This window comes from Pseudarcicella hirudinis (genome assembly GCF_900115665.1).
In the GTDB taxonomy this organism is placed as follows: domain Bacteria; phylum Bacteroidota; class Bacteroidia; order Cytophagales; family Spirosomataceae; genus Pseudarcicella; species Pseudarcicella hirudinis.
In genome coordinates, this window is record NZ_FOXH01000002.1 from 162,301 (window position 1) to 187,762 (window position 25,462).

The 25,462-nt window shown below is 38.8% G+C and carries 21 protein-coding genes; 9 read left to right on the forward strand and 12 right to left on the reverse strand.

What is annotated here, in order from left to right:
• Nucleotides 1–34: 34 nt before the first annotated feature.
• The 7 genes from kdpA (at nt 35) to BM179_RS03855 (ending at nt 10,077) form a co-directional block, all read left to right on the forward strand.
• Nucleotides 35–1,732 carry a potassium-transporting ATPase subunit KdpA gene (kdpA, locus tag BM179_RS03825; protein WP_092012487.1) on the forward strand — a complete coding sequence of 566 codons (1,698 nt, stop codon included), beginning with the start codon at nt 35–37 and terminating at the stop codon, nt 1,730–1,732.
• Nucleotides 1,733–1,805: 73 nt separating this feature from the next.
• On the forward strand, nt 1,806–3,902 hold the full coding sequence (gene kdpB, locus BM179_RS03830; RefSeq protein WP_092012490.1) for a potassium-transporting ATPase subunit KdpB: 2,097 nt from the start codon (nt 1,806–1,808) through the stop codon (nt 3,900–3,902).
• A 12-nt stretch (nt 3,903–3,914) separates the two neighbouring features.
• Nucleotides 3,915–4,478 carry a K(+)-transporting ATPase subunit C gene (locus BM179_RS03835; protein WP_092012493.1) on the forward strand — a complete coding sequence of 188 codons (564 nt, stop codon included), beginning with the start codon at nt 3,915–3,917 and terminating at the stop codon, nt 4,476–4,478.
• A gap of 123 nt (nt 4,479–4,601) precedes the next feature.
• Nucleotides 4,602–5,678, forward strand: a complete 1,077-nt coding sequence (locus tag BM179_RS03840; RefSeq protein WP_092012496.1) for a porin — start codon at nt 4,602–4,604, stop codon at nt 5,676–5,678.
• A 129-nt stretch (nt 5,679–5,807) separates the two neighbouring features.
• Nucleotides 5,808–6,926 (forward strand): universal stress protein, encoded by a 1,119-nt coding sequence (locus BM179_RS03845; protein ID WP_092012499.1) that lies wholly within the window; start codon nt 5,808–5,810, stop codon nt 6,924–6,926.
• Nucleotides 6,927–7,021: 95 nt separating this feature from the next.
• On the forward strand, nt 7,022–8,725 hold the full coding sequence (locus BM179_RS03850) for a sensor histidine kinase (protein ID WP_092012502.1): 1,704 nt from the start codon (nt 7,022–7,024) through the stop codon (nt 8,723–8,725).
• A gap of 77 nt (nt 8,726–8,802) precedes the next feature.
• Nucleotides 8,803–10,077 (forward strand): replication-associated recombination protein A, encoded by a 1,275-nt coding sequence (locus BM179_RS03855; protein ID WP_092012505.1) that lies wholly within the window; start codon nt 8,803–8,805, stop codon nt 10,075–10,077.
• Nucleotides 10,078–10,386: 309 nt separating this feature from the next.
• Here the strand turns inward: BM179_RS03855 and BM179_RS03860 are convergent, their stop codons facing one another.
• The 7 genes from BM179_RS03860 to moaC all read right to left on the reverse strand — a co-directional run bounded on the left by BM179_RS03860 (nt 10,387) and on the right by moaC (nt 15,342).
• Nucleotides 10,387–11,043 (reverse strand): response regulator transcription factor, encoded by a 657-nt coding sequence (locus BM179_RS03860; protein WP_092012508.1) that lies wholly within the window; start codon nt 11,041–11,043, stop codon nt 10,387–10,389.
• 44 nt (nt 11,044–11,087) lie between these two features.
• A complete protein-coding gene (locus BM179_RS03865) occupies nt 11,088–11,879 on the reverse strand; it encodes a sensor histidine kinase (protein WP_092012511.1) in 792 nt (263 codons plus the stop codon).
• Between the two features lie 351 nt (nt 11,880–12,230).
• Nucleotides 12,231–12,905 (reverse strand): hypothetical protein, encoded by a 675-nt coding sequence (locus BM179_RS03870; RefSeq protein WP_143095147.1) that lies wholly within the window; start codon nt 12,903–12,905, stop codon nt 12,231–12,233.
• A 123-nt stretch (nt 12,906–13,028) separates the two neighbouring features.
• On the reverse strand, nt 13,029–13,340 hold the full coding sequence (locus BM179_RS03875; RefSeq protein ID WP_092012516.1) for a hypothetical protein: 312 nt from the start codon (nt 13,338–13,340) through the stop codon (nt 13,029–13,031).
• 177 nt (nt 13,341–13,517) lie between these two features.
• Nucleotides 13,518–14,180, reverse strand: coding sequence for a thiamine diphosphokinase (locus BM179_RS03880; protein WP_092012519.1), 663 nt, complete (start codon nt 14,178–14,180; stop codon nt 13,518–13,520).
• Between the two features lie 99 nt (nt 14,181–14,279).
• Nucleotides 14,280–14,870, reverse strand: a complete 591-nt coding sequence (locus tag BM179_RS03885) for an NTP transferase domain-containing protein (protein ID WP_229632891.1) — start codon at nt 14,868–14,870, stop codon at nt 14,280–14,282.
• Nucleotides 14,863–15,342, reverse strand: a complete 480-nt coding sequence (gene moaC, locus BM179_RS03890) for a cyclic pyranopterin monophosphate synthase MoaC (RefSeq protein ID WP_092013618.1) — start codon at nt 15,340–15,342, stop codon at nt 14,863–14,865. Before moaC ends, BM179_RS03885 begins: the two co-directional genes overlap by 8 nt.
• An 85-nt stretch (nt 15,343–15,427) precedes the next feature.
• On the opposite strand from moaC, the gene BM179_RS03895 reads away from it, so the two are divergent.
• A complete protein-coding gene (locus BM179_RS03895; RefSeq protein WP_092012522.1) occupies nt 15,428–16,633 on the forward strand; it encodes a molybdopterin molybdotransferase MoeA in 1,206 nt (401 codons plus the stop codon).
• 114 nt (nt 16,634–16,747) lie between these two features.
• Here the strand turns inward: BM179_RS03895 and BM179_RS03900 are convergent, their stop codons facing one another.
• The 3 genes from BM179_RS03900 to BM179_RS03910 form a co-directional block, all read right to left on the reverse strand.
• Complete coding sequence (locus BM179_RS03900; RefSeq protein ID WP_229632892.1) at nt 16,748–18,766, reverse strand: c-type cytochrome; 2,019 nt, start codon at nt 18,764–18,766, stop codon at nt 16,748–16,750.
• A gap of 62 nt (nt 18,767–18,828) precedes the next feature.
• The gene (locus tag BM179_RS03905) at nt 18,829–20,655 is read right to left on the reverse strand and encodes a 3-keto-alpha-glucoside-1,2-lyase-like domain-containing protein (RefSeq protein WP_092012525.1); all 1,827 of its coding nucleotides are present in this window, start codon (nt 20,653–20,655) and stop codon (nt 18,829–18,831) included.
• Between the two features lie 339 nt (nt 20,656–20,994).
• Complete coding sequence (locus tag BM179_RS03910) at nt 20,995–22,362, reverse strand: cytochrome P450 (protein WP_177219293.1); 1,368 nt, start codon at nt 22,360–22,362, stop codon at nt 20,995–20,997.
• 200 nt (nt 22,363–22,562) lie between these two features.
• Between BM179_RS03910 and purH the strand changes: the two genes are divergently transcribed.
• Entirely contained in the window at nt 22,563–24,083 is a 1,521-nt protein-coding gene (purH, locus tag BM179_RS03915; protein ID WP_092012531.1) for a bifunctional phosphoribosylaminoimidazolecarboxamide formyltransferase/IMP cyclohydrolase, read from the forward strand.
• Nucleotides 24,084–24,167: 84 nt separating this feature from the next.
• Here purH and BM179_RS03920 read toward each other — a convergent pair whose 3' ends face one another.
• A complete protein-coding gene (locus tag BM179_RS03920; RefSeq protein WP_092012535.1) occupies nt 24,168–24,542 on the reverse strand; it encodes a hypothetical protein in 375 nt (124 codons plus the stop codon).
• Nucleotides 24,526–25,023, reverse strand: coding sequence for a Panacea domain-containing protein (locus BM179_RS03925; RefSeq protein ID WP_092012540.1), 498 nt, complete (start codon nt 25,021–25,023; stop codon nt 24,526–24,528). Before BM179_RS03925 ends, BM179_RS03920 begins: the two co-directional genes overlap by 17 nt.
• Nucleotides 25,024–25,462 lie beyond the last annotated feature (439 nt).

Consider the following 25,462-nt stretch of genomic DNA (forward strand, 5'->3'; position numbering starts at 1 on the left):
TGTCAGCTTTTAAAACCCTGGCAAAAACAATACAATGAATACTGAAATCTTAGGAATCGTCCTCTCTTTCGCACTGACCGTAGCTCTGGCTATTCCACTTGGAAAATATATTGCGAAAGTTTATGCGGGAAAACCAACTTCGCTTGACCCGATTTTCAATCCTGTCGAAAAACTTTTCTTCAGACTCTCAGGAATTAATCCGACTCAGGAAATGACATGGAAGCAGCACCTTGTTGCGTTGCTGACTATTAACCTGCTTTGGTTTTTCTGGGCCATGTTTATTCTGATGAATCAGGGCTGGTTACCCTGGAACCCGGATGGAAACCCGTCTATGTCTCCTGATTTAGCATTTAACACCGCTATTTCATTCCTTGTTAACTGTAACCTGCAGCACTATTCAGGAGAATCAGGTATGTCATATCTGGGACAGATTTCCTGTCTGATGTTCCTTCAGTTTGTTACTGCCGGAACAGGAATGGCTGCTTGTGCTGTCGTTTTCAATGCCATGAAAGAACGCACTACAGACAAATTAGGCAACTTTTATGACTATTTCATTAAATCATGCACCAGAGTTTTATTACCACTTTCTTTCCTGGTTGCACTGATAATTATGTTTCAGGGAACACCCATGAATGTGGAAGGTAAGGCCTCATTTATTTCAATGCAGGGTGATACCGTACAGGTAAGCAGAGGTCCGGCCGCGGCTTTGATCGGTATTAAACAAATCGGGACTAACGGTGGTGGTTATTTTGGTGTAAACTCAGCCCACCCTTTAGAAAATCCTACTTACCTGACCAATATTGTAGAAGTAGGAAGTATCATCATTATTCCGATAGCCATGGTTTTTGCACTGGGTTTCTATCTTCAGAGAAAACGACTTTCCTGGATGATCTTTGGAGTTATGACGCTTGGTTTTATCCTCTTTTTGTTACCAACCGTTTATCTTGAAATGCAGGGGAATCCGGCCATTTCTCAAATGGGAATCGGCCAGCATCTGGGCAGTATGGAAGGGAAAGAGATCCGTTTCGGCTCGGCAGCTTCGGCTTTCTGGGCTATAACAACCACCGTAACGTCTAATGGTTCCGTTAATGCCATGCATGACAGCCTTACCCCGCTTTCAGGAATGTTTGCCATGCTGGGAATGATGATTAACTCACTCTACGGTGGTGTCGGTGTCGGTTTTCTGAACTTCTATATTTTCGTAATCATTGCTGTATTCATTTCCGGTTTAATGGTTGGGAGAACCCCTGAATTTCTGGGCAAGAAAATAGAAGCCCGTGAAATGAAAATAGCGACCATCGTAGCATTACTCCATACCTTACTGATCCTGGCCGGAACGGCAATAGCTTCCTATGTTTTTGTCAGGAACCCTAGCATCGGATGGCTGAATAACCCTCAATTTCACGGATTTTCTGAAATGCTTTATGAATACACTTCCTCATCAGCCAACAACGGATCCGGATTTGAAGGTTTAGGAGATAATACACCGTTCTGGAATATTTCAACAGGTATCGTAATGATTCTGAGCAGGTTTTTACCAATTATCGGTCCGATTGCCATTGCAGGTATTCTTGCGAATAAAAAATTCATTCCTGAAAGTGCGGGTACTTTGAAAACAGACACAAGCACTTTTGGCTTAATGGTATTCGCTGTTATTCTGATTGTTGCGGCATTGTCCTTCTTCCCTTCATTGGCCCTGGGTCCGATTGCGGAATATTTTTCAATGAAATAGCTTCAGGATTAATTCTCAATTTCAGTACAAACAATAAACAGGTTTTTACTTGTAATATTTAAAAATAATAAAAATGAAAACGCAATCTGCTTCGCTTTTTCAGGCTGATCTGGTAAAAGAAGCTTTAGGTGCTTCAATTACCAAGCTGAATCCCAAAATCATGTTCCGGAATCCAGTAATGTTCACAGTTGAACTCGGAACAATTGTTATGCTTTTGGTAACGATTTATAGTCTTAGCCATAACGACCAGGGTACTTTTGCTTACAACTTGACCGTATTTTTAGTACTTTTTGTCACTTTACTTTTTGCCAATTTTGCAGAAGCAATTGCAGAAGCCAGAGGAAAAGCCCAGGCCGATTCTTTGAGAAAAACAAGGGAAGAAACTCCTGCCAAAGTGATCAGAACAGTTGGTGAAATGTATCTTAATGAAGTACAAATCATCAGTTCAGCCCGACTTCGCAAAGGAGATGTGTTTATTTGCGAGGCAGGAGATACCATTCCTACCGATGGTGAGATCATCGAAGGGCTTGCTACCATTGACGAATCAGCGATTACCGGAGAATCTGCTCCGGTAATCCGGGAAGCAGGTGGAGATAAATCTTCTGTAACCGGGGGTACCAAGGTGTTATCAGACAAAATCAAGGTGGAAGTTACAACACAGCCAGGAGAAAGTTTTCTTGACAAAATGATCGCACTTGTAGAAGGAGCCTCACGTCAGAAAACACCAAATGAGATTGCCCTTACGATTCTTTTGGCCGGTTTTACACTCATCTTCGTCATCGTATGTGTAACCTTAAAACCATTTGCTGATTACGCCAATACGCCTATCACGATTGCGGCATTTATTTCTCTTTTTGTCTGTCTGATTCCAACCACCATTGGCGGGCTGCTTTCAGCCATTGGTATTGCAGGGATGGATCGGGCCTTAAGAGCTAATGTAATTACCAAATCAGGAAAAGCCGTAGAAACCGCAGGAGATATTGACGTATTGCTGTTAGACAAAACCGGAACAATTACCATTGGTAACCGTAAAGCCACCCATTTTCACGCAGCTAAGAAAGTAGATCACCAGGCTTTTATCAATGCCATAACCCTGAGCTCTCTCTCAGATGAAACTCCGGAAGGAAAATCAATTATCGAACTGGTAAAAACCTCAGAAAATATCGATCTGACCATCGACAGTCAGCAGATTAGCCTGAAAAATACTAAAAATACAAGCTCGTATTCTATTCAGGATTTACACTTCATCAAATTCACGGCAGAAACACGTTCTTCCGGAATTGATATGCCGGATGGCAGGAGAATCAGAAAAGGAGCTTTTGACGCCATGAGAAATCTGACAGAAAGAGCAGGAAATACTTTTCCACAGGATATTTCTGAAGCAGTGAAACGAATCTCATCTAACGGTGGTACTCCTTTGGTGGTGACAGAAAATGAAGTTGTTTTAGGCGTAATTGAACTGCAGGATATTATCAAACCTGGTATTCAGGAACGTTTTGAGCGCTTGCGTAAAATGGGTGTGAAAACAGTAATGGTTACAGGAGATAATCCTCTGACAGCTAAATATATTGCTGAAAAATCAGGGGTTGACGACTTTATTGCTGAAGCAAAACCTGAGGACAAGATGAACTACATCAAAGCAGAACAGGCTACCGGTAAACTCGTTGCAATGATGGGCGATGGTACAAATGATGCGCCGGCCTTAGCTCAGGCTGATGTGGGAGTAGCGATGAACTCTGGTACGCAAGCTGCCAAGGAAGCTGGTAATATGGTGGATCTTGACAATGACCCTACCAAACTGATTGAGATTGTGGAAATCGGGAAGCAGTTGTTAATGACCCGGGGAACCCTAACGACTTTCTCTATTGCCAATGACGTTGCAAAATATTTTGCTATCGTGCCTGCTTTGTTTATTGCCAGCATTCCAAGTTTACAAGGGCTTAATATCATGAAACTGCACTCGCCTGAAAGTGCGATTCTTTCAGCGGTAATTTTCAATGCGATTATTATCCCTGCGCTTATTCCGCTGGCGTTGAAAGGTGTTGATTATAAGCCGATTGGTGCCAGTGCTTTATTAAGAAGAAACCTCTTGATTTACGGACTTGGCGGTGTGCTTATTCCTTTCGTCGGTATTAAAGTAATAGATTTAGCAGTTTCATTATTTTTTTAATTCTTTAAAGTCATGAAATCCCAATTATTCACAGCATTCAAACTTACCTTTTTATGTTTGTTGCTTTTCGTAGTGATTTATCCATTAGTATTACTTGGCTTTGCCAAACTTGCTCCCAATCAGGGAAAAGTAAAATTTATCGAACGCCAGGGCAAAATTGTCGGGGCAGAAAATGTTGGACAAAAATTTGATCAGGACCGTTATTTCAACTCACGCCCTTCTGCGGTAAATTATAATGCCGCTGGATCAGGTGGTTCTAACAAAGGCCCTTCAAATCCTGATTACCTTAAAGATGTTCAGGCAAGAATTGATACATTTCTGGTACATAATCCAGGCATTAAAAAATCAGAAATTCCTTCTGAATTGGTTACTGCCTCAGGAAGTGGCCTTGACCCTCATCTTTCTCCTGCCGGAGCATTGATTCAAGTTGACCGGATTGCTCTTTTCCGTCATATCTCTAAAGAAAAACTAGTGCAATTAGTTGATGCTCATACCGAAAAACCGTTATTAGGTCTTTTCGGACCGGAAAGGGTCAATATTTTAAAACTGAATCTGGCTTTAGACGAGCTTAAATAGATGTAAAAGATCCCGGGAGAATATCTGATGATTTTCTCCCGGTTTACCGAAACCTGATGTACATTTACTCTGAACCCATATAGCTGTGAAAACTTTTATAAAATCTTAAAAACAGCTCAAGAAATGAAATACATTGCTTTACTTTTTGCCTTTTTACTGACTTTTTCAAACATTTTTGCTCAGTCTGAAAACAAGTCACCGATTACCTGGAGCGGTTATCTCGAAACTTATTATGTGTATGATTTTAATCAGCCTGCAAACCATGAAAGGCCATCTTTTTTATACAATCATACACGTCATAATGAATTTAACCTCAATCTTGGATTTATCAAAGCGGCCTATTCTTCTGAGAAAATCAGAGCGAATCTGGCATTCATGGCAGGTACTTATGCGCAGTACAATCTGGCAGCAGAACCTTCTCTGTTGCAGCATGTTTTTGAAGCAAATGTCGGGGTTAAACTTTCAGATACGAAAAACCTCTGGCTGGATATGGGAATTATGCCTTCTCATATTGGTTTTGAAAGTGCTATTTCAAAAGACTGCTGGACTTTGACCAGAAGTTTACTGGCAGAAAATAGTCCTTATTTCGAAACAGGGGCAAAGATAAGTTATGCTTCTGAGGACAATCAATGGACTTTATCAGCATTGGTTCTGAATGGCTGGCAAAGAATTCGCCGGCCGGAGGGCAATCAGACGCCTGCATTCGGAACACAGGTTTACTATAAGCCTTCTGACAAAGTTACGTTAAACTGGAGCACCTTCATCGGTAACGATAAACCTGATAGTCTGAGACAAATGAGATATTTCCAGAACTTTTACGGTATCTTCCAGTTAAGTCCAAAAGTAGGTTTGATTGCAGGCTTTGACTATGGTTTAGAGAAAAAAAGCAAGGAAAACAGTGATTTTAATACCTGGTACAGTCCGGTTGCTATTTTGAAATACGATATAAACCCAAAAATAAGTACTGCGGCACGTATTGAATATTATTATGATCCGAATGGAGTAATTATTGCTACGCCCACATCAAATGGTTTCCGGACTACAGGTTATTCTTTAAATTTAGATTACAAAGCTTTCAGCAATTTTGTCTGGCGTATTGAAGGACGATTGCTTAACAGTAAAGACAACATTTTTACCAGAGAAGGGAAAGCCGTTTCAGATAATTTTTCACTGAATACCTCTATGGCGGTATCATTTTAGCAGAAAGTATTAACATTAAAACGGGGTGAAATCATTGATAATAAACAGAATTAATACCCTTTAATTTTCAAAATTTCACCCTACAATTACAGACTTCCTCAAATTCAGGTTAAAATTCAATGGTTAAGCATGGAAAAAGAACAATCAGCGGCTTATTTTCTTGAACTTATCAGGCAATCCCGGCGGGGTAAGTTTAAGATTTATATTGGGATGAGTGCCGGGGTTGGAAAAACATACAGAATGTTACAGGAAGCGCATTCATTACTCAAAAACAATGTGAATGTAAAAATCGGTTTTGTAGAAACCCATAAGCGGGTAGAAACTCATGCTTTGCTGGAAGGGCTGCCCATGATTCCGCATAGAAAGCTTTTTTACAAAGGGAAAGAACTGGAAGAAATGGATTTACAGGCCATTCTGAACCTTCGTCCGGAAGTGGTACTTGTCGATGAACTGGCTCATACCAATATTGAAGGTTCAAAAAATGAGAAAAGATGGCAGGATGTTATGGATATTCTCAATGCAGGCATCAATGTAATTTCAGCACTCAATATCCAGCATATTGAAAGCCTGAATGAAGAGGTAAAGAGAATAACCGGTATTGAAGTAACCGAACGGGTACCGGATCTGGTTCTTCAGCAGGCAGATGAGGTAGTAAATATAGACCTAACGGCTGATGAGTTAATTACGCGGCTGAAAGAAGGTAAAATTTATGACCTGAGAAAGGTTGAAACGGCTTTGAATAATTTTTTTCAGGCTAATAAAATCCTGCAATTAAGGGAGTTATCTTTGAAAGAAGTGGCACATCAGGTAGAGAGAAAAGTAGACACTGAGGTCACAAACAGTAAATTAAAGCATGAAAGATTTTTGGCATGTATCAGCTCAAACGCTGATACTTCCAAAACTGTAATCCGGAAAACAGCGCGTCTTGCCTCTCATTACGATTCAAAATGGTTTGTTTTGTATGTGCAGACACCTTCGGAATCAGGAGATAAGATTAACCTGGCCACACAAAGACATTTAATCAACAACCTGAAAATGGCGACTGAATTAGGGGCAGAAGTAATAAGAGTGCAAAGCGAGTCAGTAGCCAGAACCATTGTGAGCATTGCAGAAAAACAACAGATTACCACTGTTTGTATCGGAAAACCGCATTTCAATCTGCTAAGAATTATACTCGCAACAAACCTTTTTAATCAACTGCTGAAAAAGCTTTCATCATCTGATATTGACATTGTTATTTTGTCTTAAAATTGTTTTACTTAGGGCAGAGTAATTTTTTACAAAATCATAAACAATTTATATTTCCTTTATCCGGATGTGGTTAATAAAAGCCTGTCTCAACAATGAAAATCAAAAATAAAATATCACTGGGACTCATTTTCCTGTTTAGCGTAATTGTGCTGCTGGGAGGGCTGGGAACATATTACCTCAATCAGATTAAAGCTGACGGTCAGGCTATTTTAAAGGATAATAATGAATCCCTGGAATATGTACAGCTGATGCAGAAAGAACTGGATCACTGGCAAATGGAAGGTAAAACTGATTTTGACAATTTTGATAAAGCGTTAAGATTTCAGGAGATCAATGTAACAGAAATAGGCGAAAAGGAATCTACTCTTTCCTTAAGAATTGCATTTGATGAATTTAAAAAAGATCATGATCCTGCTCATATGGCGGAAATGAAAAAAGCCTTGTATTCAATCGCTGATGTGAATAGAAATGCCATTGTCAGAAAAAATGATATCGCTCAGAGAACCGCTGAAAAAGCAACTTCATTTCTCGTTTTAATAACCGGATTATGTCTGCTTCTTTCCTTTTCTTTTATCCTTAATTTTCCTTCCTACATTGCCGGACCAATTAAGCAATTGACAGAAGGAATCAAGCAAATTGCCAATAAAAACTATGAACAGCGCATTCATATCATGACGAAGGATGAGTTTGGAGAACTGGCAGAAGCATTTAACCTGATGGCTGAAAAGCTTGACAAATACGAACATAGTAATCTGGCAAAACTGCTTTTTGAAAAGGGCAGAATTGATACCATTATCAACAACATGAATGATGCGATTATCGGATTGGATGAAAAAAACAACATCATGTTCACTAATCAGGTAGCCTCGCAACTGCTTGGAGCAAACCAGAACGACCTCGTTGGATATTATGCGCCTGATATTGCCCTGAAAAATGATTTGTTACGAAGCCTGTTGCAACAAAATGAAGCTTCAGCTCCCATAAAAATATTTGCAGATAATAAAGAAAGTTATTTTACCAAAGAGTTGCTGGAAGTTAAAATTCCTGAAACCAACCAGGTGGCGGGCACAGTAATCACTTTAAAGAATATTACTAAATTTCAGGAGCTTGATGTGGCTAAAACCAATTTTATTGCCACAATTTCCCATGAATTAAAAACACCTATTTCGGCAATAAAAATGAGTCTGAAATTGCTTGAAAATGAAAAAGTAGGCTTACTTAATCAGGAACAGCAGCATCTGGTAAAGCACATTAAAGATGACAGTGAGCGTTTACTGAAAATTACAGGGGAATTACTTGATCTCACACAAGTGGAATCAGGTAAAATCCAGCTGCATGAGCAGGAAATTCTGCCGGACAATATCATTAAGTTTGCCACAGAAGCGGTTCAGACATTAGCAGAGCAAAAACAGATCTTTTTTGATATTCAATGTCCGGAAAATCTCTCCAAAGTGCATGCGGATCTTGAAAAAACGGTTTGGGTAATGGTCAATTTATTGTCGAACGCCATCCGCTACAGTACAGACCAGAGTAAAATTATCATTAAAGCGGAAGACATTGGAAAGAGCATTAAATTTTGGGTTCAGGACTTTGGAAAAGGAATAGATGAAAAGTTTCAGGAAAGGATTTTTGAGAAATTCTTTCAGGTACCAAACAATACTAAAAGTCAGTACGGAACCGGATTAGGGCTGGCTATTTCAAAGGATTTTATTGAAGCGCAGGGTGGAAATATCGGTGTGAAAAGTGAGTTGAATCTGGGAAGTACTTTTTATTTTTCAATTCCAAAATCAATCTGATTACTCGCAGAGATTAATGAAAATCCTATATTTGTTTCAGGAATCTGAGAACTAAACAAATACAGGAATTTCAAGATATGCAGCCATTAGCGGAAAGAATGCGTCCTCAGACGCTGGATGATTATGTCGGCCAGGAACATTTGGTTGGCAAAGGGGCTGTTTTACGACAAGCTATTGAATCCGGAAGAATCCCTTCTTTTATCCTTTGGGGGCCTCCGGGGGTTGGAAAAACTACATTGGCAAGTATTATCGCTAAAACCTTAAAACGTCCGTTTCACACACTTTCTGCCATAAGTGCCGGGGTTAAAGACATTCGGGATACCATAGAAATAGCGAAGAAACAGAAGTTTTTTGATACCCCTTCTCCAATCCTGTTTATTGATGAAATCCATCGTTTTTCTAAATCTCAGCAGGATTCACTTCTCGGGGCTGTAGAACAGGGAATTGTAACGCTTATCGGAGCTACAACAGAAAACCCTTCCTTTGAAGTCATCTCAGCGTTACTCTCAAGAGCACAGGTGTATGTTCTGAAACCTCTTGAAAGAAAAGAGCTTGAGCACATGGTTAATATCGCACTGGAAAAAGATATTTTTCTGAAAAACCGGAAAGTTGTTGTCAAAGAATTCGAGGCAATGCTTCAGTTTTCAGGAGGTGATGGCCGTAAATTGTACAACATTCTTGAATTGGTAAGTAATTTTCAGGAAGGGGATACCCCGCTTGAAATTACCAATGATCTGGTTGTTGATCTTTTACAGCAGAATATTGCACTTTACGATAAAGACGGCGAACAACACTACGATATTATTTCGGCTTTTATTAAGTCTATCCGTGGCTCTGATCCTAATGCAGCAGTTTATTGGCTGGCAAGAATGATTGAAGGAGGCGAAGACATAGAATTTATTGCGAGAAGAATCATCATTTCTGCCTCTGAAGACATAGGTCTGGCGAATCCAAACGCCTTATTAATGGCAACTACCTGTCTTCAGGCTGTGCGGACAGTAGGTTGGCCGGAATCCAGAATTATTCTTTCCCAAACGGTAATTTATCTGGCAACTTCTCCGAAAAGTAACTCAGCTTATCTGGCTATTTCAGATGCACAGAATCTGGTGAGAGAAACCGGCAATTTACCCGTTCCGTTGCATCTGAGAAATGCCCCGACCAAATTGATGAAATCATTGGATTATGGCAAAAACTACAAATATTCCCATGATTATGAAGGAAACTTTGTCAAACAGCAGTTCATGCCTGATGATGTTTCCGGCAAAAAGCTTTTCGAGCCGCAAGCCAATGCCGCAGAAGAAAAAATCAAGCAAAAACTAAGAGAGCAGTGGGGAAATGAATACGGCTATTAACAAACACACCTATGTGACCTATATGCCTATGTGGTTACAACCCTATGTGACCTATATGCCTATGTGGTTGCAATCCTATGCGCCCCATGTGCCTATATAGTTGCAATCCTATGTGACCTATATGCCAATGTGGTTGCAATCCTATGCGCCCCATGTGCCTATATAGTTGCAACTCTATGTGCCCTATATGCCTATGTGGTTACAACCCTATGTGCCCTATGTGCCTATATAGTTGCAACTCTATGTGCCCTATATGCCTATGTGGTTACAACCCTATGTGCCCTATGTGCCTATGTGGTTGCAAAGCCACTAACAAATTCCATTTCTAACAGCCCAGGCAACCATTCCGGCTACATTTTTTGTTCCGGTTTTTTCCATGATTCTGTTTCTGTGACCTTCAACTGTTCTGGGACTAAGGAATATTTTTTCAGCGATTTGCGGGGTGCTCATGCCTTCACAAATGTATTTCAAGACTTCAAGTTCCCGTTCTGAAAGATCAACTTTCACACTCAGACGCGGAGCATCCTTTTTTACAGGCTTGCTTAGCATACGGTTGTGCATCACTTTTAAAAGAAATGCGCCATAATAATAATCTTCGGTTGCAACAACTCTGATAGCTTTTTCCACTTCATCCGGATCTGCATCTTTGAGAAGATATCCGTTCGCTCCCAATTCCATTAAATGAGAAACAAACTGGTCTTCATCGTGCATTGAAATAACAATAATTTTGATCTCAGTATGCTTGTTTTTAATCTGTTCTGTGGCACGAATCCCATCCAAAACAGGCATTTGCAAGTCCATCAGGATTACATCAGGCAAATTGGTTTCCAAGGCATCTATCAGTTCCTGTCCGTTAGACGCTTCCAGAATTACCTCAAAATCGTCATTCATTTGCAATAATGAAACCATACCTCGTCTGAAAAGTGCGTGGTCATCAGCAATGGCGATTTTTATTCTCTCATTCATTTTTATAATCTCTGAAAATTGTTTTAAAGCTTAGTTTCAACCTCTCAATTACGATGGTATTCTGTAGGTACTTTTATCACGAAGCGGGAACCTCTTCCTTTTTCAACATCAAAAATAATTTTCCCTTTTAACACGCTTAACCTGCTTTCCATATTTTTCAAACCAATTCCTCTGTCGGGCTGATTAACCTCTGCCAGGTCAAAACCGATTCCATCATCACTCATCTGGAGAAGTAAATTAGTATTTTCCTGACTTAATTCAATCAGTATTGTACTGGCTTTTGCATGTTTTAAGCTATTGTTAACTAATTCCTGAACGGTTCTGTAAAGGGACAATTCTACTTTTGCATCGAATCTCTTATCTCCAACCTCATTTACAAACTGAATATCTATTCCGGTATTTTGTGTCATTTTCCGGGAAAAATCTTTCAATGCTTCAATCAAACCAAATTCGTCCAGGGCACTGGGCATCAATTCTTTGGAAATTCTCCTTACGTTACTAATCGCATCGTTCAGCAATAACTCCGTTTGTCCTAGCAGGAGGTCTCTTTTTTTATCATCAGCAAAATGTTTTGATACCTGCAAAAGGCTCATTCTGGTAGCGGAAAGGAGTGTTCCGATATCATCATGTAAATCCCCGCCAATCTGTCTTCTCACAATTTCCTGAGAAGCGATACTTGCCTCGAGCATATCACGACGATGACCTTCTTCAATTTTTTTCAAATTCTCTTTTTGGGTTCTCTGTCTGCGGTAATATAAAATAACAAAGAAAATGATTGCCGTTATGGGCAAAAGCATGGCTGTCGTTCCAAAAATTATGATTTTTAATTCGCTCATAATAAATAATAGCACCAATTAATAATCAGTGTTACCAAACTTCTGATTAATCAGTCGGGTATAAAAATACACAAACAATATACAGATTGATGTTGACAAAGATAACATCACTGTTGTTCCTATTTCTATAATAGACCTGATTGTATTGGTGTCTAAATGAACCATATTTTTTAATTTTAACGTAGAAGATAATTAGTAGAACAACAATATATAGTTTAACTAAATATTAACAATTGCTAATAAAGTCTTTAAAACGTACAGAGATTAAGATAAGACCAATTATATTACTTCGACTTGAATGTCACTATATTGGGAGCACGGCATTTAGATTTTCTAGGTAAAATACAAAGATTAGAAATCTACTATCTTTTCCAGCTTGTTCAAAGTTCTGCTATAAAGTAACCCCAGTCCAAGAAAAAATCTAAAAACAAATAATAGAATATAGTTAATAATGACCAATTGAGATAATGATTTGTCTTTGGTTCCAAAAAGCATAAACTCAATAAATAAAGTAAGGAAAAAATTTCCTGAAAAATTCAATAAAACCGCTACTGTTATCCAAAAATAGGGGTATTCGGAAATTTTGTCCGTTTTAGGATATAACAATAGTTGATAAAAATATCCTAGCGAAAAAATAGTAAGTAATAAGCAAATCAAAGAATTTACCAATGAATTATATCTATTCAGTACCTCAAGATGAAGAATATAAAAACTTAAAAAAAATAATGTAAAAAAGGTTGTTATAAAAAGCATCCATTTCTTAAGTCTTTTATTTTCTGCCAATTGATAATAAAAAAAAGCAAGCAGACTAAATTCAAAAACATTTAATACATTAAATGCCCAATGATTACTTCCAGTCAGAAACGGCATCACCCAAGACAATATCTCTAGAATAAGAGCTATAATAATGGCTATGTATATGGTTCTTAATGGCTTCGTAAAATAATTAATCTTTATTATTCCCACAATCATCGGGAATAATATTGCTATTGATGATATATAGATACATATCCATTTAAAGCTCATTGCTAAATTCTATTAATCTTTGCTGATGTTATAATATTGCAACTGAATAAATTACTTCGAAAATCCTTTTCAACAGAATGAAGAAGTCAGAAGACCTAACTTCTTCATTTTAAATATTGTTTGTTACATTTCAGGCTCAGCCTCAGTATTTGGACAATCGTTTGGACATATAGGGCCATCACATAGAAAAGAACCTAATCCATTTCCTTTTTCAGTTGCTCCTTCTATATAAATTCTTCTCTGTCCTTCATCATTTCTTCCATAATGCAGGCGGATCCCTCCGAATTTATCATCATTCATTAACTTCTCTAATGCGTCCTTGCTGATAAAATGCGAATAGATTTTTTGGTTTTCCTCCTCTTTGAATTTTTGAATAAATCCAATTATCTGACGGTGATCCTCAGGATGCTCGTTTTTTGTAAAATGCTTTGCCATCGTTTTTGGTGCGGGTTAAATTATTATTGTTATTTTTTCGAAATAGATTTTGTATCGCTAAACTAATACATTTTAAAATACAAGTATTCTGTCTAACAAAAAACACCGTACAAATACTATGAAAATACGTATTTTTACTGTATCGTATATTAACTCCACAGAGATGCCTGTTAAAGATCAGTCCCAGCATTCCATCATCAGCAGGTCTCCTTCTTCATGAGAAATCTTTACAAAACCATCTTTTTCTGCTTCATTGCTGCTTCCTGTTCTGTACCCTAATGTTAATTGTTCATGATGGAGGTTATATTTAAGACCTTCTGTTTTAATTCCACTTACTACTCCCACCGGAATTAGAGAAACAGGAGTGCTTTCCGCAAACCATTTTTCAAAAGAACGGGGAAGCAGGTAAATTTTAGAATAGTCATCCACGATCACAATTTTTAATTTATCCCTGAATTTCACTACACTTGTGATATTTGTAAAAGTATGGTCCGCCCGACGGCCCGTTGCCCAAACGACATTAACAGCCGGGAAACCTTTCTCAACCAGATAGTCAAACGCTTTTTCCAGATCTGTATTTTCCTGATCCGGGGTATGGACAATTTCGATAGGATATTGTTCTTTTCTAATCAGGTCAAGGTCTATATCCTTGTCAAAATCTCCTAGTAAAACATCTACTTTAATCCCAAGCCCAAGTACACGGTAAATCGCTGAATCAAGCACAACTATCAATGGCGACCATTCCAATAACTGCCCCAGCAAATCAGGATCACAACTTTCCCCATTGGCAATAATTAAGGCAGGCTCTTGTTTATCTCTGATAATATGATGAGATGACATTTATCTTAAATTTTGTAAAAGCTTCAACAATATTTTAAAGGTAATAGTACTTTTTAAGCTGTTTTCCACAAATCTGCAGACTTCTGATCCATAACAGCTTTATGGTTGTTTATCCCCCAGATCAAGTTTTGCTTTTATAAAATCTTTGGGTTCATTAGCATTTTCCAACGCTTTTACATCCGGAATTTCAAGAAGTTCTGTTTCTGTTTTCTGAATAACTTTTCGGGGAGATTTTTCAGAATTTGCCATGGCCTCTTTCAATAAAGGAAGAATCGAAGGCTCATAAATAGCTAAAAGAGGCTCCGGAAAATTCTCAACCGGATTTCTGAAAACAGTAGCCATTTTCTGAGGATTTCTGTGTTGAACCAGGTAATTTATAGTCTGCTTATCCACAAATGGCATATCACAGGCAACTATCAGCCAGGCTGTCTCTGCATTTTTCGAAAAAGCGGATAATATCCCCGCCATTGGCCCATCTACTTCAAAAGCATCTACAATAGCCTTCAAATCAGTTTGTTGTGTAGAATTAACCGAAACAAAAACCTCGGCACAAAATGGTTTGAGTAAATCAAACAAATATTGTTCCTGAGTTTTCCCATGATATTCCAGCAAGCGTTTTTCACGACCCATTCTCGAACTTTTCCCTCCTGAAAGAATCAGCCCGTTTAATGCCGGTATGTTCTCATTCACGGATAAAATCGGATTTTCCACCTGTTTTTTTCGTTAATTTTGTTTCACGAATAATAATATCATGCGAAAATGCTTTGCACATGTCATAAACCGTAAGTGCCGCAATACTGGCTCCAGTTAAGGCTTCCATTTCCACTCCTGTTTTGGCCGTAAGTGAGCAGGTACAATCAATTATTACTTCATTTCCCGACACCTCTATGGCAAATTTACAGGAATCAAGACCAAGAGGATGGCAAAGTGGAATGAGGTCAGACGTTTTCTTGGCACCCATTGTTCCGGCAATGATTGCCGTTTGAAAAACAGCTCCCTTTTTAGTTTGAATATCACCCTCTTTAAAATTAGCCATAATCTCCTCATTCAGAACGACGATGCTTCTGGCCGTAGCTGTTCTCTTAGTAATAGCCTTTTCAGAAACATCAACCATAGAAGGGTTGTTTTCTGAATCAAGGTGTGAAAATATTTTCTGTGACATACTTTTCTCTGACGGTTTGATAATTCTTCCCCAAGCCATTGTAACTTTGACAAAGTTACAAATTAGCATTAACTATTCACAAAGTATGATTTCTGTAGAAGAAGCCCTTAGAATTGTTTTAGAGAATCAATTACCTGACCAGATAATTGAAGTTCCTTTGCTGGAAGCAAATGGGAAAGTTTTGGCAGAAAACATCTTTGCAGACAGAGATTTTCCGCCTTTCAATCGGGTAGCGATGGACGGTATTGCCATAAATATGTCATTTCTCTCTGTTATTTCAGAAGGAGATAAATTGCTGATTGAAAACATCCAGTTTGCAGGAGAACCTCAGAAAACTATGTCCGGAAACGGCAACTGTATGGAAGTTATGACTGGTGCAATTCTTCCTGAAAATACAGATACTGTCATTCGGTATGAGGATCTTGATTTTACTGAGATTGAGGGGAGAAAATATGCGATTGTAAATATCCCACTCTCTGAACCGGGACAAAATGTTCATCACCAGGGAATCGATAAGTCCGCACAATCTCTGTTAATTCAGCAGGGAACAAAAATAAGTCCTGCCGAAATTGCCATCATGGCAACTGTAGGTAAAGATTATTGCAAAGTAAAAGCGGCCCCGGCAGTAGCCGTTATTTCCACCGGAGATGAATTGGTAGATATTCATGAAAACCCTGAAAATCACCAGATCAGGCGATCAAATAGTTATATGCTTGCAGCAGCTTTATCTGAATCCGGAATTAAGGCCAGGCTGTATCACCTGAATGATGATCCTGAAAAACTGGAAAACCGGTTAAGAATTATTCTTGCTGCAAATGATGTGCTCATCTTAAGTGGTGGGGTTTCTGCCGGAAAAAAGGACTTCGTGCCGCAGATTATGGAAAATCTTGGTGTAAAAAAGTTATTTCATAAAGTAAGTCAGAAACCCGGCAAACCATTTTGGTTTGGTAAATCTGAATATGGTAAAATCGTTTTTGCCTTACCCGGTAATCCGGGTTCAACATTTCTGTGTTTCTATAAATATGTAAAGCCTTTTTTTTCAGGCTTAAAACAGGAAACCCTGAAAAAAGCAGTGCTTTCAGACAAAATCTTTTTCAGGCAGGAATTGACCCTGTTTGTCCCGGTAACGACCCGTTGTAATGAAGAAGCAGCTTTAATTGCCACACCTCTTAAGAATAGCGGATCCGGGGATCTTGCTGTTTTGCTTTCCTGTGACGGTTTTCTGGAATTACCTGCCTCTGAAGCAATTTTTGAGGAAGGAAAAAGTTTCAGTTATATCAATTTTAAATAAATTTCCGGTTGATTAATCGGGTACTTGTTTGTGTTTTCATGAACGAAGGTATCCTAAAATAAAAACCCTCCCCGAAAACTATTTCGGGGAGGGTTTTTAAAATATTAATCTGTACTATTTCTTACCTAAAGAAGCAATCCATGTTGCGATCTTTTTCACATCACCTTTTGGTAAATGTGCCATAGGAGGCATTGGTGTTGCGAAATCCGGCCAGTTATCCGGTTTTGGTTCGAAAATTAATGCTTCGATCTGTTCAGCAGTATATTTACGTTTAGCTACCTCAGAATAAGCCGGGCCAACTGCACGCTCGTTTACTTTATGACAGGCAAGACAAGTATGTTTCGACAATAATTTCATGATCTCTTTTTCATTGATCACATCTTTTACCGGAGTAGCAATACTTACTGGCTTAACACCTTTTACAGACACTTTTTTGTCTCCGACTTTTGTACCTGCACTGGCTGGCGCCGCTTCTTTTAACTGTCCGTCAGGAGAAGTTACTGAAACATTCGGATCGATACCTTTTTTGTTTTTCGCTTTAGGGGTAACTAAGGTAATATTTAGTTTTTCCCCCGCAGGAATTTTATTCAAAGTATAATACGCTTTGTCATGCAGCAATTCCAAACCACCGTTTGCAGAACGTACACCTTCCGGTAAAATCTGGTGAATATATCCCGGACGTAAACCATCAACCACGATTCTCACTTTCAAACCATCTTCCGATACTTTTACTCCACGTACTGCATTATCCTCATTATTTACAATAGGAGAGCCGTAAACCGGGTGATATTTGTAGATATAACTCATTACTTCGTAAGAGTTTACATCACCGGCAGTCTTTTTATCAACAGGCTGGGTAAATTCAATTTCAAAACCATCCGGCATGGCACGGACAGCCTTCATTTCAAATGGTACTTTACCTGTCCAGATCAATCGTTCGAAGCTGTAAGGTTCTTTACCTGTTGAACCCCATCCACGGTTAGTACCACCTACAAACAGGTTATTGTCTTTTCCCCATGACATTCTCAGCACACCTGAGGCAAATCCACTGCGGAAGTCGAAAGAAGCACCCTGATAAGTTCCATCTACTTTTTCAAGGAAAACACGGGCAATTTTAGACATCCCTTCGTCACCAACAAAAATCTGACCTGCAAAAGGACCAAAATCACCTTTGGTATCATCCTTAATAAGTTCAGAAGTAGAAACACCCAAAACTCCGTGAGGCAACCAGACTGCCGGCGATTTGATGCCTTTGTCTGGGTTGTTTTTGGCCATTTCATAAATGGTAGTCATTGGCTCATTTTTGATATACTCAGGTTTTACCTTCGGATTATCACGAGGGTCAACTTTTGCATAAATCAAATCGGGACGCATTTTAACAGGTGATTCAGGACGGTCAGCCCATTTTAAAGAAGCCGGATGTCCCATAAAATCTCCTTTTTCAACATGCGTAATAAAACCTGAACCCATCCAGTCACCCTGGTTATCTCCGTAGAAGAATTCACCATCAATTAAGCCGATTCCGCAAGGAGAACGCATCCCGGCAGCATATGGCTCCATTTTTCCGTCTTCACTGATTTTCATTGTCCAGCCTCTCCAGGGTACAAGTGATTTACCTGCCCACCAGTCAGAGTTTCCGAAACCCACATTTCCGGTTACATAAAAAGAACCATCCGGGCCGATTTTAGGACCGAAGCTGTATTCATGATAGTGTCCGGAAATAGGCCATGCATAAACCGTTTCATAACGATCTGCTTTACCGTCCCCATTTTTGTCTACCAATTTTGTCAATTCTCCACGTTGTGCACAATACAGGTTGCCATCTTTGTAGGCAAGACCTAATATCTCGTGCAAACCACCTGCGAATTTTCTGAAGTTGGGATTTTTTCCGGTTGGGTTTTCTACAATCCACACATCACCACGGCGTGTAGAAAGAGCCACATCTCCGTTTGGAAGTGTTACCAGACCACCTACTTCAAGGACTAATCCTTCCGGTGCAGGAATCTTGACAATTTTATAGTAATCGTTTTCCGAAGGAGCATTTTCCTGAGCATAAGCTCCGGTTGCAAGGCAAGCCAATGCCAAAGCAGCTACTTTGCGATTAATTAAATTTTTAAATGATTTTATATTCATGGTTTTACACCTTAAATTTTACGTTTAAACTTGATTGTTATCTGATGAACAAAGAAAAAATTCTACCACAAAATCTGGTATTGAACTTTCTCACCTGAGGGTACATAAAGTGTTGATAATTCCCCTTGTTTTACCAAAGTCGGTTTAGCAGAAGGCGACACTTTTATGAAATAGCTCTTGCCATCCACAGCGTATAGTTCATCAGAAATTTTAGTAATTTCTTTCGCAGTTGCCAGACGACAAACTACATCTGCAGAAGGTTTTTTGAAAGAAATTTCACGGTTGAAGTATTTCCCTTCAACTGAACGGATCTGATCTTCGACTTCCGAACCATAAATCTGATAGCGGAAAGTCGGTTGATTAATGGCGTCAACATCATATCCTAAAGTACGGAAGTTAGCGTCCTGAGAAAGGGCATCAGAAGTAGTAAATGTTCCGTTTTTAACAATAACAGGAAGATCTCCCAACATCAGAACAGTACCGCGAGGACGTGAAGAACCATCGCCACGGTCATCCCACATTGGTGTCATGTCAAGGAATTGTCCTTTCCAGATTTGTGAGATAGCGCCATTATCCATATCAAATGCATAATGTAAATTTTCAGGGCTTCCTACGTTGATAGAATGAACAACTCTTTTGATTTTTTTACCATCTTTTCCATACAGATCGGTAAAAGAACGAAGTAAGGTAGGTTCTGTAGCATTTAATAAAATCGGATCCTGAGGAGAACCGGCCAACATAGAACCTAAGGTGTTGTAAGAAGTTTCACGAAAATTTGGTCCTTCCACAGACATTCCCAGGACAGGAGATACCCATCCGTCAGTCTTAAAATATACAATTTCCAAAGGAACATTTCCTGCCGGAAGATCAACAGATACACTACGTTGATTGTTTGACACAGTCCATGCAGATGGTAATACTTCTTTGTTACCGATTTTTACAGAATAAGTTCCTCCTAACTGAAAAGTGAAATCATGTTTTCCTGCTTGAGGGACATTTAAAGCCGCCGTAATTTTTTCTCCGAAATTATTCGGTTGTTTACTGAAATCCCAGGTAAGTTTTTCCAGTTTTCCGGTAGCATCAGGTTTTTTGCTCAGGAAATCTTCTTCTTTTTTGAAAGCACCGTAATAAACAGCATAATTAATGTTGTTTAATTCGGCAGGTTTTCCTGTAAAACTATGATAAGTCAGATTTCTGAAAGCGATAGGGCCATGATCTCCCTGAATCATAAACGGACCTGTTGCCGCTTCTTTTTCGGAGATAGGTCCTCCTGTAGGACCGGATAATTCTACATTTTCATGAAGAACCACACCATTCAGGCTAAGTTTCAATACTTTGGCATTGGCAATTTTATTGCCGTTTGCATCAAATTTAGGAGCCTGGAAAGAAATTTCCATGTGCTGCCATAAACCCGGAGCAAGACAGGCATTCTGACGGGGAGCATGCCCTTCGTACAATCTTCCTGAAGGCAGTTCACGGCGTTTGTAAATACCTCCGCAATCTCCGTAAGCAGGTACTTTTACACCCCAGCTGTCTAATAATTGAATTTCATAACGTCCTTGTAAATAGAAACCTGAATTGGAATGAGCGGCCATGTTGAAATCAAATTCCACATTTACATCTCCGTGTTCCATCACAGAAATCAGGTTCGAACGGTTTTGTTCGTCGGTAAGATTGGCTAAAACACCTTTGCCGGGCGTTCCGGTCATGGCATCATGTTTGGATATATCAACGGTAACGTCGCCAACGATTTGCCAGTTGGCCTTTCCGGTAGGTTTCCAGAAAGAAAGATCATTAAACGATACTGTTTCCTGAGCAAAGACAAACGTTGGGAATGACAACGCTGCGATAAGCCCAAGCTTTTTCATCGAATCATTGAGTTTAAACATTGTTTTTCAAGTATAATTAAGAATTAAAAAATGGATATTGGTTATAGGAAGGATAAGCTGTTATAAACCTTCAGGGGTTTGACAATAGTAATTCAATCTGAATGTGGTAAATCATTTGTAAAATCAGGAAATTTATGAATGGCTCTTCTTCTCAGATGAAAACCAATCTTTCATTTTGAATCCGAAGTTTAAGCATATTACCCGATTATCTTAGCACGTTTTGCAGGGTTTTTATGGAATAAAATGCTTTTGACGGATTATATTTCGGGTAAAAAAGGCAACTTTCTGTCTTTTTCCGGATTCATTTATCAACAATAGGAGAGATTCAATCTTTTATACTCACAATTTCCTCAAAAAAATATTCAATTTTAATCCCCCTTTTGGTTTTAAAGTAACCAATGGTTCCGGAACAACTTCTTCAATGAATTGAAAATCGAAATTTCTCACCAGTTCAATCAGCATAATCTGCATTTCCATTAAAGCAAAATTGTTTCCGATGCAAAGTCTTGGCCCTCCGCCAAAAGGCAGATAGGCATAGCCAGGTCGTTCTTTTACCTGTTCGGCAGAGAAGTTCTCCGGATTGAAAACCTCAGGATCTTTCCAGTATTTAGGATTGCGGTGAAGAGCATATGTTGAAATCATGACAGCTTCTCCTTTGGATACTTTGTAATCAGCCAGGTTATCATCAGTTACAATTTCTCTGGTAACAGCCCAGGCAGGCGGGTATAATCTCATGACTTCCTGAATGACCTGCATGGTGTAAACCAGAGATCGCAGGTTCTCGATGGAAGGTTTTCCTTCTTTTCCAAGTACCTGCTCAATTTCTTCTCTCAGCTTAAGCATTACCTCCGGATGTCGGGAAAGGAGATATAAAGTCCATGACATTCCTACCGCAGTGGTTTCATGTCCGGCGATAAATATGGTTAACATTTCATCTCTCAACTGTTTATTGCTCATTTGTTCCCCGCTTTCTTCATCTTTAGCGGTAATAAGCATTTGCATCAGATCGTTAAATTCCTTATCCGGATTTTTCTGTAAAGCACTTCTTCGGGTTTCAATGATTTCATCAATAAGTCCGGCGACTCTTTTGGAGGAGGATTTGAATTGAAAGTTCCAGTAAGACGGAAACCAGAGCGGCAGAGAAACCGGATTACTGAAACGGTCACTCGCAAGCTGATTGAGGATGTCTATATCTTTGGAAATGGAAGCAATCTTGTCCTGATTAATGAAAGTTCCGAATAAAGACTTTGTAACAATCATCAAAGTCGTTTCCATCATTATTTTAGAGACAGCGATCGTCTGATATGAATTTTCAGGAATTTCTTTCTTCAGGCGTTCTACCATCAACTGAGATTCATCATGCATGGTATCGACGAGTAATGAAAGCCTTTGTTTGTAGAAAGCAGGCTGTGCAAGTTTCCTTTGCCGATGCCAGAAATCCCCGTTGCTGGTGAGTAAACCCTGTCCGAGCATGAGTGAAAGGATCCGGTAAGCCCTTCCTTTTATATAATTTTTATTGTTTTCCTGAAGCACATATTTAGCCAGCTCGGCTGTCATGACGAAGTTGATTCTGAAATTGCCGATTCTTAGCAAGGCAATAGGATCATGATTTTTCTGAATCCCCATCAGGAAAGAGAGGGGGTCTCTTTTTAAGGCAAGAGCATGGCCGAGAAAGGGGAGTCCTTTTATTTCAGGTACTGGTTGCACGAGCTTTGAGGAGTTTAGTGATTGATTCAGGACTAGATAGTGTTTCTTGGAAAAAGTATTAAAAATAAATAAATTACAGATGAAATACTACAAATAATGCAAAAAACGAACTAAATTTGCAGGCAAATGAAAAACGATTAATCAAATCGTAACATCCTTAGTTAAACTAATTTGCCGAATCTACAGATTCGTCCCCGACTATGTCATCCAAAAAAATCCAGTCAGCGCTCATTTCAGTTTATTACAAAGACGGACTTGCTCCAATTGTCGAACTTCTTCATCAGAACGGAGTAAAATTATACTCAACAGGTGGTACCCAGACTTTCATCGAAGAAATGGGAATTGCTGTAACAGCCGTTGAAGATCTTACAAGTTATCCGTCAATTTTCGGAGGAAGAGTAAAAACCCTTCACCCTAAAGTTTTCGGTGGAATTTTATATCGTCGTGATAATGAAGGAGATGTTCAGACTGCGGCTCAATTTGAAATTCCTTCAATTGATTTGGTAATTGTTGATTTATATCCGTTTGAAGAAACTGTGGCAAGCGGTGCTTCAGAAGATGATATTATTGAGAAAATTGATATTGGCGGAATCTCCCTGATCCGAGGAGCTGCTAAAAATTTCAATGATGTTCTGATTGTTTCATCAAGAAATCAATATGCAGAAGTTTTAGCTTTATTACAGGCAAAGGATTGTGGCACAGAGCTGGCCGATCGTAAACGTTTTGCAATGTTGGCGTTCGGAACCTCTTCGCATTATGATACTGCAATTCATGCATATTTTAACGGTAATAAAACAGACATTTATGATTTTAAATCATTACCGCAAAATAGCCTTCGCTATGGTGAAAACCCTCACCAATCGGCTACTTTCTATGGTGATCTGGAATCATTATTTGATAAATTAAACGGTAAAGATTTATCATACAATAACTTAGTTGATGTGGATGCCTGCATCACTTTACTGGATGAATTCAAAGAGACTTCTTTTGTTATTATCAAACATACCAATGCCTGCGGAGTTGCCTCGGCTGCAACAGTAAAAGAAGCTTATGTAAATGCATTTGCCTGTGATACAATCTCTGCATTTGGAGGTGTTCTGGCTACAAATGGTACAGTTGATAAAGCAGCAGCAGAAGAGATGAATTCTTTGTTCTTCGAAATTCTGATTGCTCCTGATTATACAGAAGAAGCCCTTGAAGTATTGAAAAGTAAGAAAAACCGTATTTTGTTGAAACGCAAAGCGGTATCTGTTTCAAAAATGATGTTCAAAACATTGCTGAACGGAGTATTGGAACAAGATAAAGACCTTGCTACAGAAACAGTTGCTGATTTCAGAACCGTAACAGAGAAAGCACCGACTGAATCAGAACTGAATGCTTTGGAGTTTGCTTTGAAAATCTGTAAGCATACGAAATCGAATACGATTATTCTGGCAAAAGAAGGTCAGTTACTGGCAAGTGGTGTTGGACAAACTTCACGTGTTGATGCCTTAAAACAAGCTATTGAAAAAGCTGCTGAATTCGGATTTGATCTGAATGGAGCGGTAATGGCTTCTGATGCCTTCTTCCCGTTCCCTGACTGTGTTGAAATTGCACATAAAGCCGGAATTACTGCGGTAACCCAACCGGGCGGATCAATTAAAGATAAAGACTCAATTGCATATTGTAATGCGAATAATCTGGCAATGGTAATGACAGGTGTAAGACACTTCAAACATTAAAATTGACAATATTTAAAAGAAGAAAGCCCTCAGATTTTATGCTGAGGGCTTTCTTCTTTTATTATATCTTTCAGAAAATCTGCTTTATTTGGTAGGGAACAGGTACTTGATTACCGCCAGAAAAAAGGTAGTGACATTTACGGTGGTTGAACCGATTAAAGCCAGAATTACAGAATCAGATAGTTCTATCTTTTTAAAGCCGACAAAGATGATAATTCCCAGAATTACCAGCAGCCAGCCAACTACCATCCAGAAAATCCAGAAAGCATATTTTTTTCTTTCGGTAAGATTCTGTTTTGCTTCGTCAACTTCTGTTTTTAACTTATCAACTTCTGCTTGTTGTCTTCCTTCCTCGTAAAGTTTGTATTCTTCTAAGGTTTTGTCTGTCCCGGGGCTGATAATATCATTGGAAATAACACTTTTGAACTCATCTACTAAATTATCAGGCGGCTTTGGCATGGGGTAGTTTATTCATTAATGACTCAAAATAGGTTTTAATAGTTTCGGTAGGAATCGATTTACTGTGAGAATTTTCAGCGTAAACCTGGCTCCAGGGAGAACCATTTATGTGGGACCATTCAGATAGCTGAAAAGCCGAAAAATCTTTGGTAATTTCCCAGGTAAGCTGAATCGTTTCCCGGGCTGAATCTTCAAGAGACTCAAATTTCGGATAAAAATGTCCTTCAAACCTAATACCAACCTGCGCAGATTCTACAATCGGAGAATTTCCCAGGTGTTTGAAAGTATGGTATAAAGACGGAATTACAGGACCATAAGTCCAGGCTTCCACAGCTTCGTCAATGAGTGGTTTTTGATATCTGGCCAGATGAACCCCCTGTGCAAAATATACTATTTTCTGAAGCTTCATCGGAGAGACAGGCTTACCGCTCTGAATGCCGAGGTCGATAAATTTGCTCGCTATTGCTAATGCTGAATACATATTGATTTCACTTAAAGAAAGTTAAACAGTACTGATCTTAAAACGCAAAAAATCAACAGATTAATTTAAAAAAGCAAAAAGAAATCTTTTCCGGTTCTGATTTTAGCGACTCGTTTCGGTGAAATGTAATGTTTTGATTTTCAAATATAAAACCTTTAATTTTTTAATGAAATTCATTTCAAAAATCTTTTTCAAACAAAATGAATAAATGCATGCACAGGAATGTATGGAAATCTTTGAAAATTCGCTCAAATTCTGCTCAAAATTCAACAATCGTTAGTTGGTTCGACAGATTTTTTGTATTTTTACTTTTTAAATGAAAATAACAGGAAATGCGCTGTTTTCCTCAAAGCTCGAAATAACACTACCGAATGTTTAAAGAAACGATTCAGGGTAAATAAAATAATTCAGAAATACGTGGGGGGCATCTCGTCAACAT

Bases quoted from the DNA above. Each gene is read 5' to 3' on its own strand.
- kdpA (WP_092012487.1), top strand. From the start codon at position 35: ATGAATACTGAAATCTTAGGAATCGTCCTCTCTTTCGCACTGACCGTA.
- kdpB (WP_092012490.1), top strand. From the start codon at position 1,806: ATGAAAACGCAATCTGCTTCGCTTTTTCAGGCTGATCTGGTAAAAGAA.
- BM179_RS03835 (WP_092012493.1), top strand. From the start codon at position 3,915: ATGAAATCCCAATTATTCACAGCATTCAAACTTACCTTTTTATGTTTG.
- BM179_RS03840 (WP_092012496.1), top strand. From the start codon at position 4,602: ATGAAATACATTGCTTTACTTTTTGCCTTTTTACTGACTTTTTCAAAC.
- BM179_RS03845 (WP_092012499.1), top strand. From the start codon at position 5,808: ATGGAAAAAGAACAATCAGCGGCTTATTTTCTTGAACTTATCAGGCAA.
- BM179_RS03850 (WP_092012502.1), top strand. From the start codon at position 7,022: ATGAAAATCAAAAATAAAATATCACTGGGACTCATTTTCCTGTTTAGC.
- BM179_RS03855 (WP_092012505.1), top strand. From the start codon at position 8,803: ATGCAGCCATTAGCGGAAAGAATGCGTCCTCAGACGCTGGATGATTAT.
- BM179_RS03860 (WP_092012508.1), bottom strand. From the start codon at position 11,043: ATGAATGAGAGAATAAAAATCGCCATTGCTGATGACCACGCACTTTTC.
- BM179_RS03865 (WP_092012511.1), bottom strand. From the start codon at position 11,879: ATGAGCGAATTAAAAATCATAATTTTTGGAACGACAGCCATGCTTTTG.
- BM179_RS03870 (WP_143095147.1), bottom strand. From the start codon at position 12,905: ATGAGCTTTAAATGGATATGTATCTATATATCATCAATAGCAATATTA.
- BM179_RS03875 (WP_092012516.1), bottom strand. From the start codon at position 13,340: ATGGCAAAGCATTTTACAAAAAACGAGCATCCTGAGGATCACCGTCAG.
- BM179_RS03880 (WP_092012519.1), bottom strand. From the start codon at position 14,180: ATGTCATCTCATCATATTATCAGAGATAAACAAGAGCCTGCCTTAATT.
- moaC (WP_092013618.1), bottom strand. From the start codon at position 15,342: ATGTCACAGAAAATATTTTCACACCTTGATTCAGAAAACAACCCTTCT.
- BM179_RS03895 (WP_092012522.1), top strand. From the start codon at position 15,428: ATGATTTCTGTAGAAGAAGCCCTTAGAATTGTTTTAGAGAATCAATTA.
- BM179_RS03900 (WP_229632892.1), bottom strand. From the start codon at position 18,766: ATGAATATAAAATCATTTAAAAATTTAATTAATCGCAAAGTAGCTGCT.
- BM179_RS03905 (WP_092012525.1), bottom strand. From the start codon at position 20,655: ATGTTTAAACTCAATGATTCGATGAAAAAGCTTGGGCTTATCGCAGCG.
- purH (WP_092012531.1), top strand. From the start codon at position 22,563: ATGTCATCCAAAAAAATCCAGTCAGCGCTCATTTCAGTTTATTACAAA.
- BM179_RS03920 (WP_092012535.1), bottom strand. From the start codon at position 24,542: ATGCCAAAGCCGCCTGATAATTTAGTAGATGAGTTCAAAAGTGTTATT.
- BM179_RS03925 (WP_092012540.1), bottom strand. From the start codon at position 25,023: ATGTATTCAGCATTAGCAATAGCGAGCAAATTTATCGACCTCGGCATT.